The sequence below is a fragment of the Vibrio sp. M260121 genome (assembly GCF_036533715.1).
In the GTDB taxonomy this organism is placed as follows: Bacteria; Pseudomonadota; Gammaproteobacteria; order Enterobacterales; family Vibrionaceae; genus Vibrio.
Genome location: NZ_JATABF010000026.1, coordinates 19,753 through 43,538, shown reverse-complemented (window position 1 = coordinate 43,538; position 23,786 = coordinate 19,753). Strand labels below are relative to the sequence as shown.

Genomic DNA, 23,786 nt, shown 5'->3' with positions numbered 1-23,786 from the left:
GATTTGTTCATAAGCTAGCTTCGTACTCTACTTTTACGAGCTCACATCGTACGGTGTTACCATTTTCTATACACAAGTATAAGGTAGTCACCAGAGGCTCGAATTACTTTGAACTGATGATGAAACGAGTTTTCTCTATGCCATTGAGAGCAATGCAAGGATTTATAGACTCATTACTTAAATTGGCGGGAGTCCCGCTAGTTTACACACATGACACCTGTATAAGTCGTCGAGCCAAGAAAGTTGAGGTTTCATTTAAAACCAAAACTAGAGGAGCGGTATAGTATCTAACCATTGGTGCGTCGGGGCTCAAGGTTTAGGGCGAAGGTGAATGGCAGGTCGAGAAGCATGATACTGATAGGAAGCGTAGGGGTTGGAGAAAACTTCATTTAACAATCGACACTAGTATTCACGAAATTGTCTCGGCGGAACTAAGTTTATCCAATGTTTACCGATGCAGAAGCCCTTCCGAACTTACTGAAACAGAAACGCCGTAAAGTCATGTCCATTTCCGACAATAAGCAATAACAGAATACAAATTTTAGCTTACCAGTAAATTGCCATATCATTGATTGCAAATTTCACAGCAAATAGTATGTTGACACGTTGAGTTGAGTTGAGTTGAGTTGAGTTGAGTTATACATTACCTTCGAATTAGATAACAACAATCACTCCTTTGCCATTTAGCTTATTGTCGACAAACACACTAGAGTTCTTGTTTTTCAATAAACCATAAAAAGCCAATAGCAAAAACTACTGGCTTTTTTAGTCTCAGATCATATCTGTAAATAGGTTAGAAATCGAATGATTTAAAACAGCCTTGTAGCCATCCTGAACCATTTCTTTCCCACTCAACATCATATGAGGTATCTTTCCCTGAGCCCTTAGGGTGGAATTTAAATGTTAGATCACCTTGCTTATTAAACTTAAAGCTAGGAACCTTACCCGGATGTACCTCGGTGATTTGCAGGTCAGGAATGGACGAGCTTATCAATACGACATCTTCTATACCTTCGTCATGAGAATAATAGCTGTTAAAGAACACTTTGAAATAAAAGTCCTTCGCCTCCAGACTATCCCGGCCAACAAACTCTAGAGTCATTGCCTTTGGGAGCCCTTCAGTGTTAAGAGCGATAGGCAAACCTCTAAAGAATGGGTCCGAAGACCATGCATGGCCACATACGGTGCCTAAATCACCGCTTGGACCTTGAAGGCCAGTATCACCTTTAGGACCTTGAGCGCCGCGGGCACCTGTATCGCCTTTATCGCCTTTATCGCCTTTATCGCCCTTAGGGCCTTGAGCACCAGCAGGACCTGTATCACCTTTAGGGCCTTGAGCACCATCTGCACCAGCAGGACCTGTATCACCTTTAGGGCCCTCCAAGCCAGCAGTATTACCTACCCATTCACCATCCTGATTAATAACCTCTGAGCCGTTAATAAGAATAGATTGAGTATCAACTGAATCTGGGCTGATATTACCGGCAATATTCTGTGCATATTCAGCTACACGAGCATAAAGTACAGGCTGAACATCATGCGTGATCGTGTGATCGTCTAACAGCTGTGGTACTTTTATTAAAAATGAAGCATTCGCCAAGTCATTCAATGTGTAACCTGAATTAAGATCATCGTTGTTAATGGTAATGCCACAACTACCATTTAAAAATTCACATGTAGTGTAAACTTCCCCAATATTTGCACTAGATGATTTATCAAGAATCACTACCTCGACTTGGTAAATACCATCATATATAGGTTGACTTAATTCAGTATCAAAAACATTAACATTTAGTACATGTGGTTGTTCAGAAACGACCTCAGTAGCAGAGTTCACAGACGTAGAAACAAAAGAAGAAGCTACACTTAAACTTAACAATGATAGAGAAAATACACTTAGCTTATTATTAATCATGAGTTTATCCTTTAATTTAAAATACTTATAACGTAATTACTTTTGTAGTTTCTATCATATAGATCGATGGTTTCATTACCGGTGTGAATACTCACACCTTGATATCTTTCTTTTACTGCAGTTGAGTACAGTGGTGTACAAACAGTGTCTGAAACATCTCCGGATGTATATTTTACCGTTGCACACGCCTTAACTGAGGTACTCTCTTCTCCTAAAGGAGAAAAGGTATTAATGATTGCTTCCTGACTACGGGAAACTCTATAAGCAAGTCGGTCATCATCTTGATTGTGAATACCCAGCGTCATATTTGCAAAACCCAATTCAGAGCCTTCGGTTAGAAATTTTGCTGACGCTTTTAAATAAGTGCCCACATGAAGGGCTCCCTTGTTCTCAAAATCAATGGTAAGTTTGCCACCATTGGTGCCCGCGACATCAAGATACCCTGAACTCTTGGTCGAGTGCCAAGCTGAGCAACTGACTGAAGTAGTAGTTCCACCCTCAAGACAGAACCGAACTGCATGCGCATCTAGAGGGAGTTCGGTAATATCGATCCGAGCTTCATTTTCACCAAATTTTGATGCACCCTCTTGATTGGAAAGCAACTCCCAATAGAAGGCTTGATAATAACCTTCTTTTGAATAGTTAATTACTACCTCACCATCAATTTTTCCAACTAGCTGATTATGATCCACTGGATTAACCTCCAGGTTCATAGCAGCTATAGAAATAGGAAAAATAGAAGAGATACTTCCCAATGTAACCAGAGTAGTTTTACTCAAATTAAACATTGCATATATCCTTAATATTATTGGCTAACTTATTTTAATAGCTTTATCTAAGTCAATCAGATAAGGCAGACAAATAATATCAACACTAAAACAATCGATTATTAGCATATTGATTTTTCAAGCTATTAAAAATGCCTAAATAAAGCAATAAAAAAAAGCCATTGCACAACGCAATGGCTTTAAATTAAAGTTAACACTCTCTAATCAAAGTAAAAGTATATCTCTTGTTTAGGATAAATTAAATTAGGGTTAGATATTTTGTTATTCTCGATAACTTCTTGAAGATTTGCTTTATATCTTTTGTTTATTTTAATTAACCAATCTCCCTCGACCACAACATAAGGATTAGCTAATTTAGGCCCGTCCTGATCTGGCTTCTCTTGTTGGCTGCCTTTGGAAGCCTCGAAGTTATTCAAATCATCTTCGGTATCTGACGGCCTAACTTCAATAACTTCATCATTGAGGGCACTTTCAGTAGAGTGTTCACCAAAAGCATAGGACACCCCGAACAACACCTCTGTGTAATTATCAATATAATCTTCACTCAAAACCTGACTTAGACCAGCATTAATATTCACACTAGAAGCCAGCTTGTACTGAACCAAGTAATCTATCGTCGGCGATGTTTTTTCCAGCCCAAGCCCTATGTTTAAGCGCCAGCCTTCATCTTCATAAATCTTATAAAGCAGGGATAGATCAGAGATGTACTTTTCAGCACCTGTTTGACTTTCGACAAACCTCTTCGCACCCAAGTGGGCTTGAAAGCTTCCGTAACCTGCAATCCCATATAGACCAACAGCATCGTCGTAGTAATCACCCTGGATGTTATAGTGATAATTTGCACCAATCCCAAAGGTAAGATCTTCCCCCTCCTCAGCTTGAGAAGAAAAGGAAACCGCTAATACAGCGAATAACAAAGGGGACGATAAGTTTTCAAGTATCTTCACAAATTAACCTCATACATAACGGTAAATTGACCACTGTAGTCCGAGCTAATTACATCATCGCCTGAAACATCGTAGCTTATCTGATATTTTGCTCTCACAGAGTTGCCACCATCAGGTGTCGACTCTGAAATTACGTTGCCATTAGTAAATGAAGCCGTATTGAATACACCATCTTTAACAATTTCTTTGTCTGCATTAACACACCCTTGAATACAAGTTATAGAATATGGCACCTTTACGCTCGCCTCAGTACTGCTGACCATTTCATACGTTTGATTGTATTCAGTAAAATTCATGATAGCACCACTTGGAAGCGTACCAAGCATTTCAACTTCATATTCGGTCTGACCCGTAATACGTTGATCCGCTTTGTTATAAACGGGCTCCATAACACCATCACCAGAAACGAGGTTTACAGCTGTTAGCTCTGCTGGCGCATAATCAATCGTTATGATAATAGGCTCAACCATCTGAGTTTTTGTAAGCACACCACTTTGGGAGGTACGAAAATAAACAGGGTAAGTGGTTAATGATGCTGTATATCTACCTTCTGGTTGCCCCTGAATGTCATCCACTAAATTATTTAAGGTAATACTTGGGCGATAAAACTTAAAGGGCTCAACTCTCTCACCAGAACGCGTCTTAAAACCAGCAGAAGAAACGCAACCATTATCAGCAGTATGCTCAATTGATGCTGAAATATTTTCTTCCGAGTTACCACCGAAGCAATCAGGAAAATAACCAGGAGCAACACTCTCTTGGCTTCCTTCTCCTATACCATAAAAGTAAGATGAGCTACTTCCCAAACGGTAACCGATTCCCCACAACCCGAGTTCAGTTTTAAATTCATTACCCGCAAAATCACTGAACGTAATCTCATAGGACATATTGTTAGCAAAGGTACCAGGGTACCATTCTGATGTCGTTAACTCGTTAGCAAGTGACCAAGCTGTCGGGCTAATGCTTTCATAATAAAACCTTGGGTCCTTTGTGGCATTCGTCCATCGAACATCACCTTGTGTTCCTAACATCCCATGAAACTCGGCTGCAAAGCTAAAGGTTGGCAGCAACAATGCACTTAGAAATACGCCCTTAGTTACTTGCTTTAACATACTCAACCTCATTGTAAGAATAATCATGGCTGGCAATTCGGAGCTTCAGTGAATCCGCTTTTTTAACACCTGCCGGAACCTCGAAGTCCTTAATTCTTCCTGAAACAACAGTGTAACTTTCGCTACAGTTTTTAGTTAAGTTCTCTGTACAATTATCAATTTGCACATAAAGCATGGTATTACTTTTGTTGTTCACATGTAACTTCCCATTTTTAAATGAAAAGCTGTAATCAATCTCAGGGTTTGATGTTGGGATGATAAATACTGGAGCATATCCAAAGTTAATACCTACCGAGCTTTCCTCTTCTTCGTCTTTTGTAGTGGGCAATAAAACAACTTGATACATTCTATCCTTGCCAATTTCACAGTTTTTCTTGCACAAGTTTTTCATTGACAGTCGACGTCGTTCGCCTGGATTTAAAATAACCTTATTTGGAATTAAAGCTAAGTCCCATAAAGGTAAATTATCTTTGGTTAACTTTACTTTTTTAATTTCACCATCAACAATATCAATTTTATTGATAAAGCCTTTAATATACTCTGGCTCTTTTGAGTTACTTGTTATAGTTAAAACACCATTATTATCCTGATTCGCAACCAAGATCATGTTATCCACAGTAAACGCACTCGAAGTAAGTGGTAATAACATAGAACATACAGCTAGTAATTTTTTCATCATTATTCTCCTACAGAAGCATATGGTGTTGATTCATCTTTAATAGCATATGACATTAGTTCGGCTACATATTCTTTACGACGATCTACAAGAAGAGAAGTCGTTTTCAAGAATAAATAGGTATAATCGTCAGTCTTTTTGGTAATAACATCTATATTCGCATCTCCGAGCCTCTTAGAGTAATCATTGATTACCTCTTCCCCCAGGAATCGACCAATATAGTAGTAAACTTCACCCAAATCATTGTAAGCAATTTGGTGGCCATCTAATGTTTCTTCAAACGGAGGCATACAGAAGTTGTTGCCTAAATTCATATTTTCAGCACGAGCAAGAGATGGGATAACACACTGATCACTATACGAGATAATTCTGTAGTCCTGCTCTGTTTTCACTCGGAACTGATAAACACCTTCGGTTAATTCATCCGTAGATACACAGCCTAATCCTACACATTCAACGTTATTTACTGGCTTACCGTCAATATCACTAAATGTTGATATAAATGACTTAACTTCACCAAGTGCTGTTGTAAGTTTAATCACAGTCCCTGGATAACTTGACGCACTCGCGTGGCTCTCACCTGAATTATAAAAATCAGATGCACTTGTATCTAAATTAAACCCATATTCTTTGTAGTCTTTTAGAGGAAATGCCTTCTTAGTTTTAGAAATAGCATAAGCTTTACCATTTTGATCGTTGACGTTTGAGTCAACAACTGCCAAGAATGAGTTGTTTTCATCAAATTCCAGACCAGTTTGGTTGCTACTAATAAAGTAAGACTTGGCTTTCTCTCTCGTTAATATAATGTCATCGTTCGTAATAATGGTGTTACTACCAACATAACCAGATATCGATGCTGAGCCGTCAGAGTTAACATAAGCGTACGCATTAGAACTCATTACATCATTGTTATAGTTAGCTGCAAGCGATGCATCATACAAGTTCTCTTGGCTGTCTTCCTGCGTGTATTGTGCGCCTAAAGTTAGGTTAACATTGGCGTTTGCTTGCGATACTAAGTCAGTTGAAATACTGTCATTATGACGAATCGTACTTGAATCACCTAATAAGCCGCCACTGCTATGAGTATATGTTGTACGGCCTTCGTCACCGAGTGGAACAGAAAGGTTTAGGAAAATTTGTTGTTCGTCTTCTCTGTCATCGTTCATGATATAGTCATGTTGAATGTTCATTGTTGCTCGAAGAGGCAAGTTAGAAAAGTACAGCGCATTCTTAATCGTTGTATTGTCGAACTCATTACTCGGAAGCACTTCACTAGAAACACTCTTGTATTTGCTCTTTACGGCAGAGGCAATGTAAGAGATTGAATTTGTGAGATTGTAATTGAAGTTGGCACTCATCGTTTCTCTATCTGCACTTCCTAAACTCACAACATCAGATAAATGAACATCGTCACTATTGTTTCTCTCTTCTTTTTCATACTTTTCATAAGTAAATGAAAAACGATTCAGGTATGCATCTGCACTGAAAAGTATATCGTCATTGTCAAAGCGGCCAAGTGTAAGAGCCAAGTTCGATCGCGAACCTAAATCAACTTCTGCACCTGTATAAGCAAAATTATCTTTTGCCGTAACTAAACCCCCGCCACCGACTTTAATACTATCGCTCAGTGATAGAGTCGCACGACCGTTAACAAAAGCAGGTGAATCATATTTTTGATACTCATCCAAACTGCTTCTATCATCTTTTGTATTAATCAAGTCACGTGATAAATAGCCGCCAGTTAACATGTAATCTAAGCGCCCTTTGTAGGACTTGTTGTTATTTCGGACAAGGAAGTTTTGACGATACACATCTTCATTACCATCGTATACACGTACGGTAATTGTGTATGTACCTGTAGGTAAATCATTATAGCTAATGTAGCTCTGACCCATTTCCACGTTTTTACTGACTAAGAAACGGCCAATTTCATCTGTAACTTCTAAGCGCCCAGCTCTAGGTACGTTAAAGTAAATCCGACGATTGCTTTCTTGGTCTTTTTTCAGATCGTCAGAATTACCAAACTGAACCATATAGCCAGAGACTAAATTGTCATTTAAAAAGGACGTGTTATTCCAAGCACTATCATTATACTTATAACCTACAGATAGTTTCTTATCTTTATTGATATAATTATATGAGATATCTTTACCGCTAAAACCTAAGTCCGTATCAAATGCAATATCTGAGTATAGGTGGCCATACTCTTGCAAACCCAATACTGAGATATTTTGGTAGTTTGCTTTTGTTTTATATGAATTGCTACGCTCATAATCTTGAGCATTAGAAGATATGTTCAATGAATGTGCAGTGATCAACGCGGTCTCAGCATAGCTTTCACGAATAAATTCGCCATTAGTGCGAGATTCAACACTACTTAAATATTCTGAGTTCACATGCAAATAAAGTGTCTGTTGTTCAGGGTCATAAACAAAGTCATACGCTTCTGGGATCAAACCACACTCACTACGAAAGCCCTGACACTCATAACTTGAATCAACACCTTGAGTTAAGTTTTCTTCGATCTGTTCAGCGAGACTTGAATTGACACCAAACTTATCTACCAGCACTTCATTTAGTTCCTGCATCTTATCAGGAGCTACAGAAACGTTATCACCTGCAACCAAAGCACTAATCTTAAAGCGCTTAGTTTTATCCGCTGCAAGTACTAGCTCTAAAACTAACTCTTGCTGTTGATAAAATTCTTCGAAACCTTCGGGCACATCCTTACTTGCCACGGCTTGGCTAGTCAGCGCAAGCAACAGTACCGGCGGTATATATGTTGTATTCATACCAAACATAAACCTCAGAAAACTCATAAAAATAACTCAACTACATAATTTACATGACCATGACAGTAGACAGGCTTATCTTTTGGGATAGCTATTCCTGTCTTTAGCGTGAACTTGTCTGTTGCGTTTTTAAAACTATTTCCATCAAGCCCGGTTAGGGAAAACGGAGTATCCAGTTGTTCATTGCTCTCAAACTTTACGTCATTAATATAAAGTTCCATAAAGTTTTGGTAATAAACATCCGTATCACTTTCACACTGAGATACAAATTCATCTATGAAATAATTATATTTATACGTTTCAGCCTCGCTGTCAGGTATGTTGGTTTGGTTTGTTACATAAATATCTTCATCTAGAAACTTTTCATTGTCCGCATCATAAGTAAGTGGAACATAACTACGATTCAGAGAAGTAGTAATACTATAGTTTGAAAGCAATGCTTTGTTTATTGTGGTTGAAACCGGAAATATCAACGTCTCGGCAGCACTGCCCATGAAACTACACGGCATAGAAACAACCAAAGATAAAGTCAATATTATTTTATGTTTTGCCATCACTCTTCCTTTATCCTAAAAGGGGCGCGTTATCGCACCCCTTATACTATGCTAATCAACTAATTTATATTAGATTTCAGTAGCAACGATGTCCACACCAACTGAAACATTTGCGCCAGGAGTTAGGTTGCCACCAGTTAGTGCTGTTTCGTTAAGCACTTTTAGTTGAACTGTTTGTGCATTAGTAGCAAGTTCAGCATTTGCAATTGGAGCAGATGACGCATCTAGAACTGTGTTACCCAGCACGTCCTGAACCTTAATTGAGTTGCTGATCTCTGTAATTGCAGAAGCAGGGATATCACCAGCTACACGAACTTGTTGTACAACCCAGCTTGCATCTGTAAGTGCGCCAATAGCTTTAGTCGCTTGGTCGTATGCGTGAGATTCCAATATAATCGCTTTTTTAGCCGCAAATGTACCATCCTCAGCAACGTCTAGTTCTGCCATGAATGCTGTAGGGTCAATCGAACCCGCTGCACCTGTTACGATAAGTTCACCTACAGGAGTTACTGAACCAGTAACCCAACCGCTAAATGTAGCTGTTGCAGCTGCTTGGTCGCCAGAAGCTGCAAACGCTGTAGAAGATAGAGTTGTTGCCGCGATAAGAGTTGCTAGTGCTAACTTTTTCATAACTAAAATATCCTTTAAATTGAATCTAACTTTTTTATGGTTAAGACAAGTTGTTCTCGTCTACAGGGCACATATTAATAACTTCATTTCCTGTTCCGTAGGCAAATGAAAATTTGATCCCAATATGTATGCCTATGAGTAATGTCTATGCGTTAAGTCAAAACTTTTCCTTTATTTAAGTTCCAATTAAAAAACAAAAAAGCTTATTATCAGAAAGGTTCTGCTGATTGGTGTTGTTTAATTTATAACAACAGATTTCGGGCAGTTATATGGAATGTATTTTTTAGTTCCTGCATAACTTTTTATAATTAAATACTTCAAGCCCACTTACTTTATTCATTTTTATAGAAGCAAATCCTGCATTAAGAAAACGACACCTTAATATTAATTGGCATGAAAGAAGGAGCTAAATGAGTGGTAAAGATCTTAGTTTCGTCAATTGAGCTGAAAATTTTAAGATCTAATGGCGCAAATCAAAAGTTCCCCTAAAGCCATGTGAGCCAAAGGAAACTCCTACTTTAGGAGCTTGCTACTGAAGCCAATTCTTTTTAACGAAATAGCACCGTCAAACAACCTTGAGGGAGGATACTCACCCTCATATTTTCTTTAAACTTGAATAAATGAAAACACTCTGAATATGGGATAAAAGCCTTGATGTGTACCTTATCGATTGGGCAACACGTTCGACTCAATAACAACAACACTTTGTTGGGAGACAAACACCTGCTACATATTTAGCAAATCAGATGCTTTTTGTTTTATAAATGCTATCTCAAAAGTAGTTCAATTCAATACAATCATAAGTTAGTGGGTGATACGTAACTTTAACTAGGACTTTTATATGAAGAAAATTCGCTATCCATTTGTATTGTCAGGAACTATTGCCATTCGATATAGAGATAAAGTCAATCCTATTTTCTTAAATACCGATGAAGACAACAATTCTCTTCTAGATGTCGATGACTTTGTAGTTCGGGCATTTAGCTATGACTCTGAAGATAGATTACTTAGCATTTCACTACAAAAGGCTGTCAACTTAGCTCAGGTTGCCGACTGTGGTACGGTCTTGACAGGAGTTGAGTTAGAGCACAGCAATATAAAATTAGATATTGTCTACTGCCTTTACAATGCTGGAATTATTAGTTCAAACATTTCCTATCCACTGGATGACGCCTCTCCTATTAAGGCAATTTCTGTTTCAAAGCCATTAACCTTACATCTACGGTAAAGCCCATATAAGAAAGCCTTCCATTTCAGAGTACCTTGGAAGGCTTTTTTAGGTATCGGAATGCTTACATCAATCAAAACGGGAAGTACGATAAAAGTCCCGTTTTCTAATGTACATATTCTGATCTGCGACAGAGATAAGATCGCTTAATGGTTCAATATCACTAGATGCTCCCCCGACAGAGAACTTAACTGGGTGGCGATAGTTTTCAGAAAGATGAATCCATTTATCGACTTGCACTGTTTCTAACTCTGAGGTTAACTCCTCAAGCGTTATGTGATTTAAACCTTTTGCAATAACCGCAAACTCGTCACCACCAATTCGGTACAGAGAATGTTCTTCTTTTAATACTGACTTGATCAATTGCGTAGATTTTGAAATCAGCAGGTCACCGCGGTCATGACCATAATTATCATTCATGGCTTTTAAACCATTAATATCAATGATAATTACCGCTACAGACTGCCAACTACCATCAGCAACAGACTGACAAGCGAATTCATAATCTTCATCGAATGCTTTTCGATTCAAACAATTTGATAGCTTATCTCTACGAGCAAAGTCTTCTAACTCAAGCCATGAGTACAATTGCTTCTTAAACAGTTCGATAAGAATACGCTCTTCTTCATTCATCTCATATTGCCCGTAATCGAAGTAACCAACCACAACTCCAGTCGATGCACGCATAGTTTTGGTTTTCATCCCTATTGGTCGCACGAAGCTGAACCGCATATCTGAGCTTGGTATCAGACGATTCAACCCAGAGTTAATCACTCCTGGGATAGCATGATAACCAATACCAGCATGACTCGTGGTGAAATTAATCAAGGTCATCAATTTAGCTTGGTGCGCTTCTTCTCGGGTCAAGTTCGCACGTAACTCTGCCGTTTGTTCATCAACGCGATGCTCTAGCTCTTGGTTAAAGTTCGCTAACTGTGCGTTGGTTTCTTGGACTTGCAGGTTTGCCTTTCGCAGTGCTTGGTTTCTGATCTCCAATTCATCCATGTGGTTGGTCAATTGCAACCACAACGAGTCGAGCAATCTCATCAACTGCCTAAACTCTTTAAACTGGAACTGCTTAGGTTGAAGATCCGGACGCTTGCTGTTTTTAAAGCTACGTACCACCCGCTCCATTTTCCTGATAGGTTGAGTCAACCAACGGCTTGCAACGATTGCAAAGCACAGAGTCACGATGAGCGTCGCGATAATAATATTGAGTAGCTGTTGCTTCGAGCGCATAAGATCTTGGTTGCGAACGGCGTCAGAAACAGTGTGCACCATAGTAATTTCAAGCGGCTCTACAAAGCTACTGTTGTTCACCTCTATCTCACTCACATGGCGAGAGTTATCCGTCTTTAGCTTGTTGATGTCACCATAATGGAAGTTCACGCTCTCTTGCGCATAGAGAAAAGGTTGAGAGATACGAATCAAATCTTGGTATGAAACCAGCACCACCAAATAACCTTGCGGCTCATACTCTGAACCAGGCAACAGCGTATACGGCAAAAGCGGACTAACGAAGGCAATACCACTTTGTCCCCCCTCCAAGACTAGCTCTTCATCAAAGTAAGTGGTGTGGAACATTTTACCCTGCTTATAAACATCGCTAGCAGCGCGTATTTTGTTAAGCAGTTTGCTGGTTTCTAAGTGGTAAACGGAACCATTGCTTTCGTACATTGGCTGCCAGTTTTTGTCGATGATATAGGTGGTACTGACGTTAACGGTCAATTCTTCAAATGTTTCGATCATCTGCCAGATGATACTCGAATACAGCACGTTATCCATGCCTTGAACCAACAAGCGGTCTTTGGAGTACCAACGTGTTAAGTTCGCGACGAACGTCAGATCTTCCGTCACTGTTTTCTTGATACCTTGATTGGTATTAACAAGCTTGAGCTCTTTCTCCACCAGCAGATCTTCTTGGTGTTTTTCGATCATACTGGTACCGACCCAATAAGCAGGAAGCAAAGAGCCTAGCACCACAATCAAAGTTAGGATGTTACGTAAACTTATCATGATGACTTCCTACGTTTATGGATATGCTGAGAGTGCTTTTTGATGAATTCCACCACAAACTCAGCTGCGGATTCAGCAGGCATGCTTGCGCGAAAACGTTTGTAGCCACGAATCAACGCTTCCCATGTCACTGCCATTTCGACGGTACTCGGCATAACATAAGCAGGATTCAATTGAGTATAGAGATCGCTGTAGTAAGTGCTGTCTGCGTCGTACCATTTGCGATTGATTGAGCGGTTGGTCGAAATCAGGTTCTGGTTGATGATAACGTCTTCGATGAATTCAGGTTTCTGTACAATCGTCGCTAGGGTTCGCATGGCTTGGCGCTTGTCCGGGTTTGCCATTGCTTCAGCATTAAAAGCCAGCACTTTGCCACCACTTAACGAATGCATGTGATGGTTGTTGTAAGTCGGCAAGGCGCTGATTTTCAGCTCTTTTGAAAAGTGTTGTTTGAGCTCCCCTAGCGCCCAGTCACCATCAATTAAGTACGCCACTTCACCATCGATAAACTGCTGTCGTGCCTGATCTTGGCCGTATTCGCCTTTTAAAACGCCCACGACAGGAAGCTCACCATAGAACTTCAGCGCAGCAGCTAAAGCACCAACGTCAATGTCTGTAACCGGTTTAGAACGAAGGTCAGAAAACATTGGAACAAACGACATCAAAAAATACATATTCGGATATTGCATCGCAAGCGTCGTTCTTCCCTGCGCAGCTTCTTCGAGCAACTCTTCCCACGTCGGTTTGAGATCTTTGGTGAGCTTGGTGTTCACATACAACACAAGGTGATTGCCTAAACCAAGAGGCACGCCATAGATTGCACCATCAACCGTAACCAGTTCTAGTGCTTTAGGCTCAATACTCTCTTCATCAATCCAGCTCGAAGGGATTTTAGCCAAGTCAAAATAATCGTGTAGCCCCAGAAAATCTGAAGGCACCCAAATCACATCAGGTACCGTAATCCCTGTCTGTTTCGCTAATAACAGCTCTGAGCGAATGTTGTTTACGTCAAACTCACGAATAGCTAGCTTGTTGCCCGTCTCTGCCTCAAAACGCTCTTGGATCTCAGCAACGGTTGAGTACTCAATACCGCTCCACACTTGGATCTCTTGTGCATTTGCAAAGGAAGATAAGCAAAGCAGAAATGTCAGACAGAGGTTTCTCACTAGATTTCTCGAAAATTGATAATGTTACAAAGATAGCGAACAGCGGATGGTTGTTCAAAATCGCCATTTGGAAATGTGCGTGTGCTTCCATTAGAAAATAGCGATCCTGCAGAAAGTAAAAAGCGCCGCTAATGCGACGCTTTGAAGGATTGTATCACAGGTCGCGATTAAGCGTATTCTTGCTCGAACTCTCGCATAAAGTCGACAAGGGCTTGCACGCCTTCTAGTGGCATCGCATTGTAGATAGACGCACGCATACCGCCAACTGCGCGGTGACCTTTTAGCGCTTTCAGACCTTTCGCGTCTGCTAATTCTAAGAACGTTCCGTCTAGCTCAGGCTTAGCAAGTTGGAATGGTACGTTCATTAGAGAACGGTTCGCTGAATACACACCATTACGGTAGAAGTCTGATTGGTCAATGTAATCGTAAAGCAGCGCGGCTTTATCACGGTTTACTTGTTCAATCGCTTTTACGCCGCCTTGTTCTTTCAGCCACTTGAATACGAGGCCAGATAGGTACCAAGCAAACGTCGGTGGCGTGTTGAACATTGACTCTTTCTCTGCCAACACTTTGTAATCCAAAATGCTTGGGAGTACTTCTTTCGCTAGACCAAGCAGATCATCACGAACGATCGCAATAGCGATACCTGAAGGACCAATATTCTTCTGCGCGCCCGCGTAAATCACGCCGTATTTTGAGACGTCGATTTGACGAGAAAGAATGGTTGAAGACATATCAGCAACGATTGGTTTGTCCGTTACTGGCATATCGTTAATTTCGATACCGTCAATGGTTTCGTTCGGGCAGAAATGCACGTAAGCCGCGTCAGGAGAAATTTTCCATTCTGCCGCTGGCAATACAGCTGCTTTGCCGTCGATGACAGTCTTTGCATTGAAGACGTCTGGTTCACAGTACTTTTTCGCTTCTGCTACTGCGCTTTCCGCCCAGTAACCGCCATCAATATAAGTCGCAGTTTCCGCATCGCCTAAAAGGTTAAGTGGAACAGCGGCAAATTGAGCACGAGCACCACCTTGGCAAAACAGTACTTTGTAGTTGTCTGGGATGTTCAGAAGATCACGAAGGTCTTGCTCTGCTTCTTCCGCAACCTTGATGAACTCTTTACTTCGGTGACTGATTTCCATCACTGAAGTACCAAGACCTTGCCAGTTGATTAGCTCCTTTTGTGCTTGCTGCATGACTGCTTTTGGCAGACCTGCCGGCCCTGCACTGAAGTTAAATACGTTGTCCGTATTTTGTTCCATGATGCTCATTGCTCCTGCTAAGTAAAGATTACGAAATTAATATCACGTTTTTGCAGGGATAAAAACAACAAAAGAGGTCTTACGACCTCTTTTTAAACTGAAAAAGCTAAAAACTTACTTTGTAAACTTCTCTATTGCATCAAGGCTGGCAGAAGCAGTGCGATTAAAGGAAACTCTTGTCCGTTTTCGAACTTCAATTTCCCATCAGAAATTTGCGCTTTTAACTCATAACCTTTGTCTTTTTTCTGGATAAGCTCCATCACCATCAGCTCATCGACACTTTCTTGAATGAATGGGTAAAGATCCACGAGTTCATCCGAGAAGTAAGTGTTTAGAGAACCGTTTGTCGCCGTCATCAACTTCATTGGGTCTTGAGTGATGTGGTCAGTACCTTGAGGCACAGACAATTGCCATTCGTTACGGAACTTGCCTTCACCAAATGCCAAAGACAACTCATTCACAGATAGGTTGAAGCCTTTGCTAAACAACGTATCAATGTGTGGCAATAGTTTTTGAACTTCTTGCTCATCCAGCATTGGCGAGCTTTGGTAAATTGACATGATTTCATCGAAAGATTTGCTGTCAACACCGCCAATAGCAAAATCCAACTTAAAGTTATCAACGTCTGTGCCATCTGTTAAACGCATTTGCTTCGCATCTAGCACCAGTTTCGTGCTGAGCTTATCACCCGCTTCGTTGAGAGAAGTATTGCCGCTGTAGCTTGCGTTCTCAATCAGTAACATAGGAGCAAGTTGCGCATCTACGATATCTAGCTTTTGTAGTGAGAAAGACTGCTCACCTAGCCAGTAACCTTTTGCTTGCTTACCTTTGCCTTCACCTTTTAGCTCTGTTAGGTGAATCTCTTCGCCATTTTCAAAATCAATTTGTACCGAAGGAATCGACACTTGGTAGTTCAAATCACCCAGTACCGTTACATTACCTTTCACTTGAGCTGGGCTTGAAGAAAGGTGCATACCTTGAGCATCATTCTGGTAATTCCAGCTTGCAAGATCCAACGTAAAATCGGTGTTGCCGTTCAACTGGGTTTTGCTGTGCATCGTCAGCGGTAAGAAGTCCGCATCCACCAATTTAGAGTCAGCACTTAGGCTTGTTAAACCATGAGTCACGTCACTGGTTACATCAAATGCAGTCGGCAGACCATCGCGCTCAAGCTGCGCTTTGATTTCTGGGTCGACAACGGTGTAACGCGTCAGAACGACTGAAGACAGGTAACCGCGGTCATATTCCACGATTTCACCTTTGACCATTTCATCGTTCATGTTGGCGATACCATCTTCAATGATAGTTTGACCAATCTGACCAACCGCTAGCGGCCAACATAGCGCAAGAGAAATAGCGCCACCAATGGCACCGATTTTTTTTAGATTTTCCATAACGTCACTTATTGAGTATTTGTGCTCAGTCTAACCCAAACCCAAAGCGGATAAAACATTGAGATATATCAGACTATTGATGGTTATTTTAGTTCATTAATCGAGAATAATACCCAGCTCCCACCCATTCTTACATTTAATTGATATGTTGTTAGTGCCAAGTTTTAACCGGAGCTCAAACCGCTGTGAACCGTTACGCTGTATTGTGCCTCGACAACAATCCAATCAGTGCCGAGCAGTTTCGATTGGAGTTGTCAGCCTTCTCAAGTAAGTTTGATATTCTCTCTGTGGAATCGATAGAAGAAGCACAGAGCGCTCTCGAATATCTCGAAGAAAGAGAGCAAAAAGTGGCACTCGTCATTGCCAGTCATCACGCACATTTTAACGGCGTCGATTTCCTCATTGGCTTGGATCGCAAACCTCATACTGAACAAGCGCGCAAAATACTGATCAGCTGCTCTTCGGATATTGAAGCCATTTTAACCGCCGTTAACGAAGGTAGACTCGACCATTGCTTAACTAAGCCTCTTCCGGATAAGGTCCTGTACAATACAGCGCAAAAAGAGCTGACCCAGTTCATTCTCCGTCATGATAGAGAAGACTTGCTCAACTACAGCCAGATCCTCGACCAGCATAAATTGCTGCGCGCTCACATCGAAAATCAGATGAGCAACTATCAAGCAGGATTCTTGAACGACTACCATGCCCTCTCTGATGGGGAACTCGCAGAACAAGTCATCACGGCGTTGCAACACTTCTTTGAACAAAATGACGATACCAAGGCTTGCCGTACCTACTCACCAGAACACTTGCTCACGGTAGAAGGCGAACCAAATAGCTTCTTGTGGTTTATTACCAGTGGTGAAGTAGCACTCTACAAGCGCGATGAGCTTGGTATGCAGCGCGAAGTGGTTCGACATTCGAAAGGTAACATTGTCGGCGGCATGTCGTTTGTTACTGGAGAAAGTTCCTTCTCGACAGCCTTAACGCTCACCAAAACCGAAGTGATCAAGCTGGATAGAAAAGTTTTCCGCAAAGTAATGCAGAGCGATTCAAATTTGCTGCCTTTATTTACCAACTTGTTGTTACGCCATTTCAACCGACGTTTGCAGCGCAGCATTAATACCAAGCTAAAACTGCAAAAAACCTTAGAGTCATTAGAATCCGCCCACCAGCAATTAATTGAACGTGAAAAGATGGCAATGCTTGGCCAGCTTGTCGCTGGGGTTGCTCATGAGCTGAACAACCCTATTGCGGCAATTTTGCGGGGTGTAGAAAACCTGACACTGACGTTAGAGAATCTGCTTAAAGAACTTCCTAGCCATGACATTCAAGAAAAAGGCGTTGCCTTACTGACCAAAGCCCAACGCGTCAAACCCGCTTCTACGGCCGAGCTACGGGAACGAGTGAAACAATTGAGCACCGACCTACCCGACAGAGCGCTCGCGAAGAAAGTCGTTAATCTCGGACTTGAATCTGACCAAACCTTGATAGCGCAACTCAACCGTCAAAAAACCGAATCCTTGCACACCTTGGGAACCCTAGAGCAGTATCACCAAGTTGGTGCCTCTCTGCGTTCGATAAATGTGTGCGCCGCCCGGATTGCTGACATGGTGAAAAGCTTAAAGGGCTACGCCCGCTCTGATGATGAGAGTTTGCATTTTGCAGACCTGCATGAGGGCATTGAAGATACGTTGGTGATCTTTGAAAACAAACTCAAAATGCACAAGGTCACAACCGATTATGCTGAGCTACCAAACACTCTTTGCCAGCCGATTGCGCTGCAACAAGTGTGGACCAATCTTATTTCTAACGCGATTGATGCTTTCCCAGACAAAGGGGAATTGGTGATTCAGTCGAGATTGGTCGAGAAAGACAGTCAAACTTATGCCGTCATCTCATTCAAAGACAACGGATGCGGCATTCCAGAATCACAACAAAAAGCCATTTTTGAACTCAACTTTACAACGAAGAAAGAAGGTAATTTCGGTTTAGGAATCGGACTTTCTATCTGCCAACAAATCATGGCGGGCCATAAAGGCTGGATAGAAGTGGAATCTAAGCTCAACCATTTCACTTGCATGACCGTCTGGTTACCTATCACTCAAGAAGGAGATGAAGCATGACTAAATATCTGATTTTATGTGTGGATGATGAAAGAGAAGTCTTGGATAGTGTCCTTCAGGATTTGATCCCATTTGAAGATAACTTTGTGGTCGAGGGCGCGGAATCCGTTACGGAGGCCAAACAAGTGATTGAAGAAATGGCGGAAGATGGCATTCAGCTCGCCTTAATTCTGTGCGACCACATCATGCCAGAACAGACAGGCATCAGCTTCTTAATCGAGCTCAGTCAAAATGGTGACACTAAATCCGCTCGAAAAGTACTCCTTACCGGACAAGCAGGGCTTGAAGACACTGTAGAAGCAGTTAACCACGCAAGTCTTGATTACTATATTGCCAAACCTTGGAAAGGTGAAGAATTAAGAGAAGCGATTGTCTCGCAACTGACTGACTTTATGATAGAAAACGATGATAACCTTCTTTCCTGGACTTCTATTTTAGACGCAGAAGCGATTCTTAACGCCATGGCAAATAGACGAGCAAGCTTCGGCGAATAATCCTTTGAACACAAAAACGCGCCGCGTCACCCCAACATGGCGCGTTTTTTGCTGTTAACTTGGCACAATTGACTCATTTGACAAAACATCGACACTTTTTTGTTGGTCGTCGCCCTTGGTTTTTATTATGATGTCGAACAAATCAGATTACGGTTCAAGTGGTTACTTGGATCCATGGAACTATAAGACAAGGTTTATCGTTAGTTATGCGTAAAACACTATTAGCCGCTGCCCTTTTGCTGGCATCTAGCCAAGCTCTAGCTGCGAACGACTACAACGCTCCAGCAACAATGAGCAACTTTAGCTACGACTACATGGAAGCTCGCATTGGTGCAAGCCCAGTAACATTCGGTGCTGGTTTCAGCAAATCAATCCACCCAAATGCACACGTAATTGCACGCATCGATTCTGAATTCGATGGCGATTTCGATTCAGCAGCGGGTTTTGGCTTCCACTCTCCACTAAACAACTGGGCTGACCTAACAGGTGCAATGCTAATGCGTGTTGTACAACCATCAAACTCAAGCAGCACAGACGTTGGTATGGAACTGAACCTTGGTGTACGCCAATGGCTTGGTCCACAACTAGAAGTGGGTGGCAAAGCAGGCTACGTATCTATCGACAACGATGACGATTGGATTGGTTCTGTTTACGCTCGTTTCCACTCTACAGAGCTATTCTCTCTAGGTGCAGAAGCGCGCATTAACGACTTCTACGGTGACCAAGTGATGTTCACTACTCGCTTCAAGTTCTAATCAATCGCTTGATTGAACTGCTCTAGAAGCACAAACAAAAACCGAGGCATCTGCCTCGGTTTTTTGTTTATTGATAACTGATTTGTAGCAATGACTAACTCGAATGAAGTGGCTAAAAGCATCAACTTCCTTTTGTCGCTTTCAACACTCACCTTTTATGACTCGCTAACTTCATCCTAAACGAGTCAATCATCGTGAAACTAAAGCGCCTTACTCGCACATCGCTAGCAATTGCTTTTTGCGTGGCTCTTGGATCAATTTCCAGTGGATACCATCGATCGCACCAGCAAATTTCCATAGAAGTTTCACGTCAACGTCACTGCCGTAAGCAACTCTGACTTTGTTGAACACCTCTACTGGTCCAAGTTCTAAAAATGTGTCGACATCATCAATGCCGGCTTTCTTTACCATGCGTTCGAGCGTTAACTGCATATTTGGCAGATCGCGCAAACGTCTACTGGCAGAAGACTTTTGGTATTTGCGTTCCTTAATAGAACATTCAATTGATTTTTGTAACAGTTCGTCTAGCCCATCAAAGCTTGAATCAAACAGATCTGTTACGTCGTAATAGTTTACGGTTGCCGTCGTTTGTTTTTTGACGTGCTTATATTTTTCACAGTTTAGTTGAGTAAACTCATCATCTAACCCATTTCCGCCGCGTAAATAACAACAGTCATTACTTACCAACGCGAACATTGCGTCGTTACTGAATAAACCAATACCACCAAACATTGAACGTTTTTGGTACTCACTAAAATTGCTTACATAGTTAAAAAAAGCTTGGTCTGTCATGTCCATTGACCTCTTTAATTGGAATAAATTACCCCGATTAGCGATGTCACCAGATTGAACAGCAGCTTATAGCGATTAAAAATTGTCGATATGTTGGCGATATTTTTGTGAATTGCGCTCACCAACTGTCTTAATCATACTTAACGTTGAAAAATAAGTTAGGATCTATGTCACAGATGCCAAACTACAAATTCAACATACGTGATTAGTTTCACAGTTACTTATCTTAATCCGATGTTTTTTTGACGCAGCAAGTGCCAAAAAATAAGCATCATGGTGATTAATACGGCAATTGCGAGAGCGAATTAGGTATTTAATTGATAACTAACATACTGTGAGGGTACACTGTACGAAAGCTCTCAAGCACAGCGTCATAATGGAACATTTATCATTTTTTTGGCTACCTAATAATAAAGATAAGCTCATAAAGGCACTCGAATCTGAGTTCGCTCAACTGGTAGAACAATCGATTTCTACTGGTAAAATTTCCCTTCCTCCCATCCCAGATGTCGTTCTCAAGATCCAACAACTTTGCACTGAAGAACACACGACCATTGCAGATGTAGCAAATGCCTTACTGGAAGATCCAGGTTTGGCTGCAGTTGTTGTTCGCGTGGCAAACTCTGTCATCTTTAATCGTCGCAACATTACATGCAATGACCTAACGACGGCAGTTTCACGCCTTGGGATTCTGCGAGTGAGGGATATCGTCACCGCACAAGCGATTGAACAGTTGAAGCACTCTGTAAACCTGACCAAAGAGTGTAATAGCATCTTGGTGAAAAGTGCGACGGTTTCACGTGAGCTTGGCGCAACCATGGTGTTAGTGGTTCAAGAATTTCGTAAGCATGAGCCGGCGACCTACGGACATCTGGAGCAAGAAAAGGCGCTGCTGGTTGGCTTGTTAGCCGACATTGGCTTATTCTGCCTAATCAATGAATACCACCTCTATCTTGATCGCGGCAACTACCTTGATGCCGATATCGCACTACAAATATTCCAAACCCGCTGTTCTGCAACGAGTAAATTAGTGCTAGAAAAATGGGGGTTTGATAATGATTTTCGCGAAGTATCCTCAAATGAGAAGTTCGAGTCTGCTCGCCCTGAAGTAAGCTATTTAGATATTGCTCGTATCGCAAACCATCTATTAATGTTCCGTAACCAAGACGAACGCATTGAAGATCACGAAGTAGAATTTAATCTAACAGGTGCAGAAGTCTTGTACGATCTCAGTAATATGAGTGATACTGACTTCCAAAGTGAAATTAAAGAAGTACTCAGCGCAAGCGGTCTTTAATCTTACCAGCTTCAAATTAAGCCACGATAAGCATCAGATAGTATTCTGATGCTTATCGTGGCTCTGTTGTTCTTTATCCAGAAAGGAATCATTTGGCTTTATGTTCTCAGGGATGCTATTTATCTTCGCCCCACTCGTGGTGGGTTATTTAATTCCAGTTTCTCGCGCGTCAGTATTGGAGAAGATCAATAAATCGACGTCATACCTTATTTACGTCATTCTTTCCCTGATGGGCTTGAGTTTGGCTGCGCTGGATAATTTAGGTAGCAACCTACAAACCATCCTTCTATACGCGGGCACCTTCTTTGTGTGCTTGGGAGCCTGCAACCTACTCGCTTTACCTTTGGTCGATAAACTGCTTCCTTTGCAAACCGATCAGAATCAAAAGAAGTTACCTCTTTCGTCAATGGCCTTAGAGTCAATCAAGCTTGTCGCTGTTGTCGGTGGCGGCCTAGTCGCTGGCTTGATTCTTCCTATTGGTTTGTCTTGGGTAGATACAGCGAGCGAGTGGATTTTATTCCTTTTGCTTTTCTTTATCGGCATTCAACTGCGCAATAGTGGTTTGACGCTTAGACAAATACTACTCAACAAGCAAGGCATGGCTATTGCGACAGTGATCATTGCAACGTGTATGCTTGGCGGCGTAATTGCTGCAATGATTTTGGATCTTCCTCTTTATCAAGCTTTGGCAATGTCTTCCGGTTTTGGTTGGTATTCACTGGCTGGCATTTTGATGGGTGACGCCTTTGGCCCTGTCTTTGGCGGCGCTTCTTTCTTAATTGAGCTGATGCGTGAATTAGTCGCTTTGATTGCCATTCCACTGCTTATTCGCAGTTATCCATCAACAGCAATTGGCTATGCTGGTGCGACGGCGATGGACTTTACCCTGCCCGTCATTCAAACCACGGGCGGTGTTCGATGTGTGCCTGTTGCCATTGTTAGTGGCTTTATCTTGAGCTTACTAGTGCCAGTTATGATGCTTTTCTTTGTGTCTCTTGCTAGCTAGATCTCAGGAATATTCATTAACATCCATTACAATACGGCAAAAATTCAAATACCCAAGTAACCTAAAAATGCTCAATTCGACGAGAATTTTCTGGTTCACCGCTTTGTTATCGAGCCCTTTAATTTTTAACTCTTGGATCGGTAATCAGTGACAGGCAAGGCATATGTCTATTGGGGTTACAAAGGGAATACAACCAAAAGGAATAATAATGAAACGCTTTGTCGTTGCGGCGCTCCTCGCTACAAGCTCAACTTTTACTTTTGCTGCTGATCAGCAATGTCTTGCAACTAAATACGATGGCTACATTGATGCTTCCCTACAGTGGTATCAAGACCTCGTAGACCTAACTGTGACTCAATACCCTGACTTAAACGAAGTTAGCCAATGGTTCTTGGAAGGCCGTAAACACCACTTCGAACTCAACCGTGAAGCAGTACATTATTTTCTAGAAAACGATCCAAGCCGAGTAGCAACAGAGCAACCGGTTGAGGCATGGTTGAAGCTAGAACAACATGATGTGAAGCAACTGGCGACACGCAGTGATGCCTTAGGGGAAGCGGCGAAGAAAACCTTCAGCGATCGTCAATCTGCGAACCATCCAAAGAACTACAACCTACGCTCTGCATTTGCTGGCTTATTGAGCCACCCAAAACAGATAGATTCTGCGCTTAACAAGTATAATCAATCAATTGCTAAGATTGAGAAGCAGAAATGTGAATAAATCCCACCCTAGAATTTCATTTCATCAATATGGGTTTCAATAATTAAAACGGGACTTTGCGCCCGTTTTGGTTTAGATTGTGCCGCTCGCATTACCAAAATAACTACAAAGATTC

The 23,786-nt window shown here is 41.5% G+C and carries 20 protein-coding genes and 1 pseudogene; 8 read left to right on the top strand and 13 right to left on the bottom strand.

Translation table 11 applies throughout. The features are described from left to right. Positions 1-113: 113 nt before the first annotated feature. Positions 114-513: pseudogene (locus tag QTO06_RS14895) on the top strand (transposase); the annotation flags it as partial. 280 nt (positions 514-793) lie between these two features. On the opposite strand, the gene QTO06_RS14890 reads toward QTO06_RS14895, so the two are convergent. The 8 genes from QTO06_RS14890 to QTO06_RS14855 form a co-directional block, all read right to left on the bottom strand. Beyond that, entirely contained in the window at positions 794-1,915 is a 1,122-nt protein-coding gene (locus tag QTO06_RS14890) for a collagen-like protein (protein ID WP_331408715.1), read from the bottom strand. 11 nt (positions 1,916-1,926) lie between these two features. Continuing rightward, entirely contained in the window at positions 1,927-2,703 is a 777-nt protein-coding gene (locus QTO06_RS14885) for a hypothetical protein (protein WP_331408713.1), read from the bottom strand. A gap of 200 nt (positions 2,704-2,903) precedes the next feature. Next, positions 2,904-3,650, bottom strand: coding sequence for a LysM peptidoglycan-binding domain-containing protein (locus QTO06_RS14880; protein ID WP_331408712.1), 747 nt, complete (start codon positions 3,648-3,650; stop codon positions 2,904-2,906). Further along, entirely contained in the window at positions 3,647-4,762 is a 1,116-nt protein-coding gene (locus QTO06_RS14875) for a hypothetical protein (RefSeq protein ID WP_331408711.1), read from the bottom strand. The genes QTO06_RS14880 and QTO06_RS14875 overlap by 4 nt, the downstream gene beginning before the upstream one ends. Beyond that, positions 4,743-5,441, bottom strand: a complete 699-nt coding sequence (locus QTO06_RS14870) for a hypothetical protein (protein ID WP_331408710.1) — start codon at positions 5,439-5,441, stop codon at positions 4,743-4,745. Before QTO06_RS14870 ends, QTO06_RS14875 begins: the two co-directional genes overlap by 20 nt. Then, positions 5,441-8,230, bottom strand: coding sequence for a CS1-pili formation C-terminal domain-containing protein (locus QTO06_RS14865; RefSeq protein WP_331408709.1), 2,790 nt, complete (start codon positions 8,228-8,230; stop codon positions 5,441-5,443). The genes QTO06_RS14870 and QTO06_RS14865 overlap by 1 nt, the downstream gene beginning before the upstream one ends. Positions 8,231-8,253: 23 nt before the next feature. After that, positions 8,254-8,784 (bottom strand): hypothetical protein, encoded by a 531-nt coding sequence (locus QTO06_RS14860; protein WP_331408708.1) that lies wholly within the window; start codon positions 8,782-8,784, stop codon positions 8,254-8,256. A 69-nt stretch (positions 8,785-8,853) separates the two neighbouring features. Next, the gene (locus QTO06_RS14855; protein WP_331408707.1) at positions 8,854-9,414 is read right to left on the bottom strand and encodes a hypothetical protein; all 561 of its coding nucleotides are present in this window, start codon (positions 9,412-9,414) and stop codon (positions 8,854-8,856) included. Positions 9,415-10,255: 841 nt separating this feature from the next. Here QTO06_RS14855 and QTO06_RS14850 point away from each other — a divergent pair. After that, entirely contained in the window at positions 10,256-10,642 is a 387-nt protein-coding gene (locus tag QTO06_RS14850) for a hypothetical protein (protein ID WP_331408706.1), read from the top strand. A gap of 69 nt (positions 10,643-10,711) precedes the next feature. Here QTO06_RS14850 and QTO06_RS14845 read toward each other — a convergent pair whose 3' ends face one another. From QTO06_RS14845 to QTO06_RS14830, 4 genes are all read right to left on the bottom strand, one after another. Further along, positions 10,712-12,658 carry a diguanylate cyclase domain-containing protein gene (locus QTO06_RS14845; RefSeq protein ID WP_331408705.1) on the bottom strand — a complete coding sequence of 649 codons (1,947 nt, stop codon included), beginning with the start codon at positions 12,656-12,658 and terminating at the stop codon, positions 10,712-10,714. Next, positions 12,655-13,758 carry a sugar ABC transporter substrate-binding protein gene (locus tag QTO06_RS14840; RefSeq protein WP_331408704.1) on the bottom strand — a complete coding sequence of 368 codons (1,104 nt, stop codon included), beginning with the start codon at positions 13,756-13,758 and terminating at the stop codon, positions 12,655-12,657. The genes QTO06_RS14845 and QTO06_RS14840 overlap by 4 nt, the downstream gene beginning before the upstream one ends. Before the next feature lie 233 nt (positions 13,759-13,991). After that, positions 13,992-15,086, bottom strand: coding sequence for a 3-phosphoserine/phosphohydroxythreonine transaminase (serC, locus tag QTO06_RS14835; protein WP_331408702.1), 1,095 nt, complete (start codon positions 15,084-15,086; stop codon positions 13,992-13,994). A 131-nt stretch (positions 15,087-15,217) separates the two neighbouring features. After that, a complete protein-coding gene (locus QTO06_RS14830) occupies positions 15,218-16,480 on the bottom strand; it encodes a DUF945 family protein (RefSeq protein ID WP_331408701.1) in 1,263 nt (420 codons plus the stop codon). A 185-nt stretch (positions 16,481-16,665) separates the two neighbouring features. On the opposite strand from QTO06_RS14830, the gene QTO06_RS14825 reads away from it, so the two are divergent. From QTO06_RS14825 to QTO06_RS14815, 3 genes are all read left to right on the top strand, one after another. Further along, a complete protein-coding gene (locus QTO06_RS14825; RefSeq protein ID WP_331408698.1) occupies positions 16,666-18,606 on the top strand; it encodes an ATP-binding protein in 1,941 nt (646 codons plus the stop codon). Next, positions 18,603-19,100 carry a response regulator gene (locus QTO06_RS14820; protein WP_331408697.1) on the top strand — a complete coding sequence of 166 codons (498 nt, stop codon included), beginning with the start codon at positions 18,603-18,605 and terminating at the stop codon, positions 19,098-19,100. The genes QTO06_RS14825 and QTO06_RS14820 overlap by 4 nt, the downstream gene beginning before the upstream one ends. 206 nt (positions 19,101-19,306) lie before the next feature. Continuing rightward, on the top strand, positions 19,307-19,855 hold the full coding sequence (locus QTO06_RS14815) for a hypothetical protein (protein ID WP_005442235.1): 549 nt from the start codon (positions 19,307-19,309) through the stop codon (positions 19,853-19,855). 210 nt (positions 19,856-20,065) lie between these two features. On the opposite strand, the gene QTO06_RS14810 is transcribed toward QTO06_RS14815, so the two are convergent. Next, positions 20,066-20,653, bottom strand: coding sequence for a TfoX/Sxy family DNA transformation protein (locus QTO06_RS14810; RefSeq protein WP_009705834.1), 588 nt, complete (start codon positions 20,651-20,653; stop codon positions 20,066-20,068). A gap of 370 nt (positions 20,654-21,023) precedes the next feature. Between QTO06_RS14810 and QTO06_RS14805 the strand changes: the two genes are divergently transcribed. The 3 genes from QTO06_RS14805 (at position 21,024) to QTO06_RS14795 (ending at position 23,671) form a co-directional block, all read left to right on the top strand. Continuing rightward, a complete protein-coding gene (locus QTO06_RS14805) occupies positions 21,024-21,944 on the top strand; it encodes an HDOD domain-containing protein (protein WP_331408695.1) in 921 nt (306 codons plus the stop codon). A 100-nt stretch (positions 21,945-22,044) separates the two neighbouring features. Continuing rightward, entirely contained in the window at positions 22,045-22,950 is a 906-nt protein-coding gene (locus QTO06_RS14800; protein WP_331408694.1) for a lysine exporter LysO family protein, read from the top strand. Between the two features lie 208 nt (positions 22,951-23,158). After that, positions 23,159-23,671, top strand: coding sequence for a hypothetical protein (locus QTO06_RS14795; protein WP_331408693.1), 513 nt, complete (start codon positions 23,159-23,161; stop codon positions 23,669-23,671). Positions 23,672-23,786: the final 115 nt, after the last annotated feature.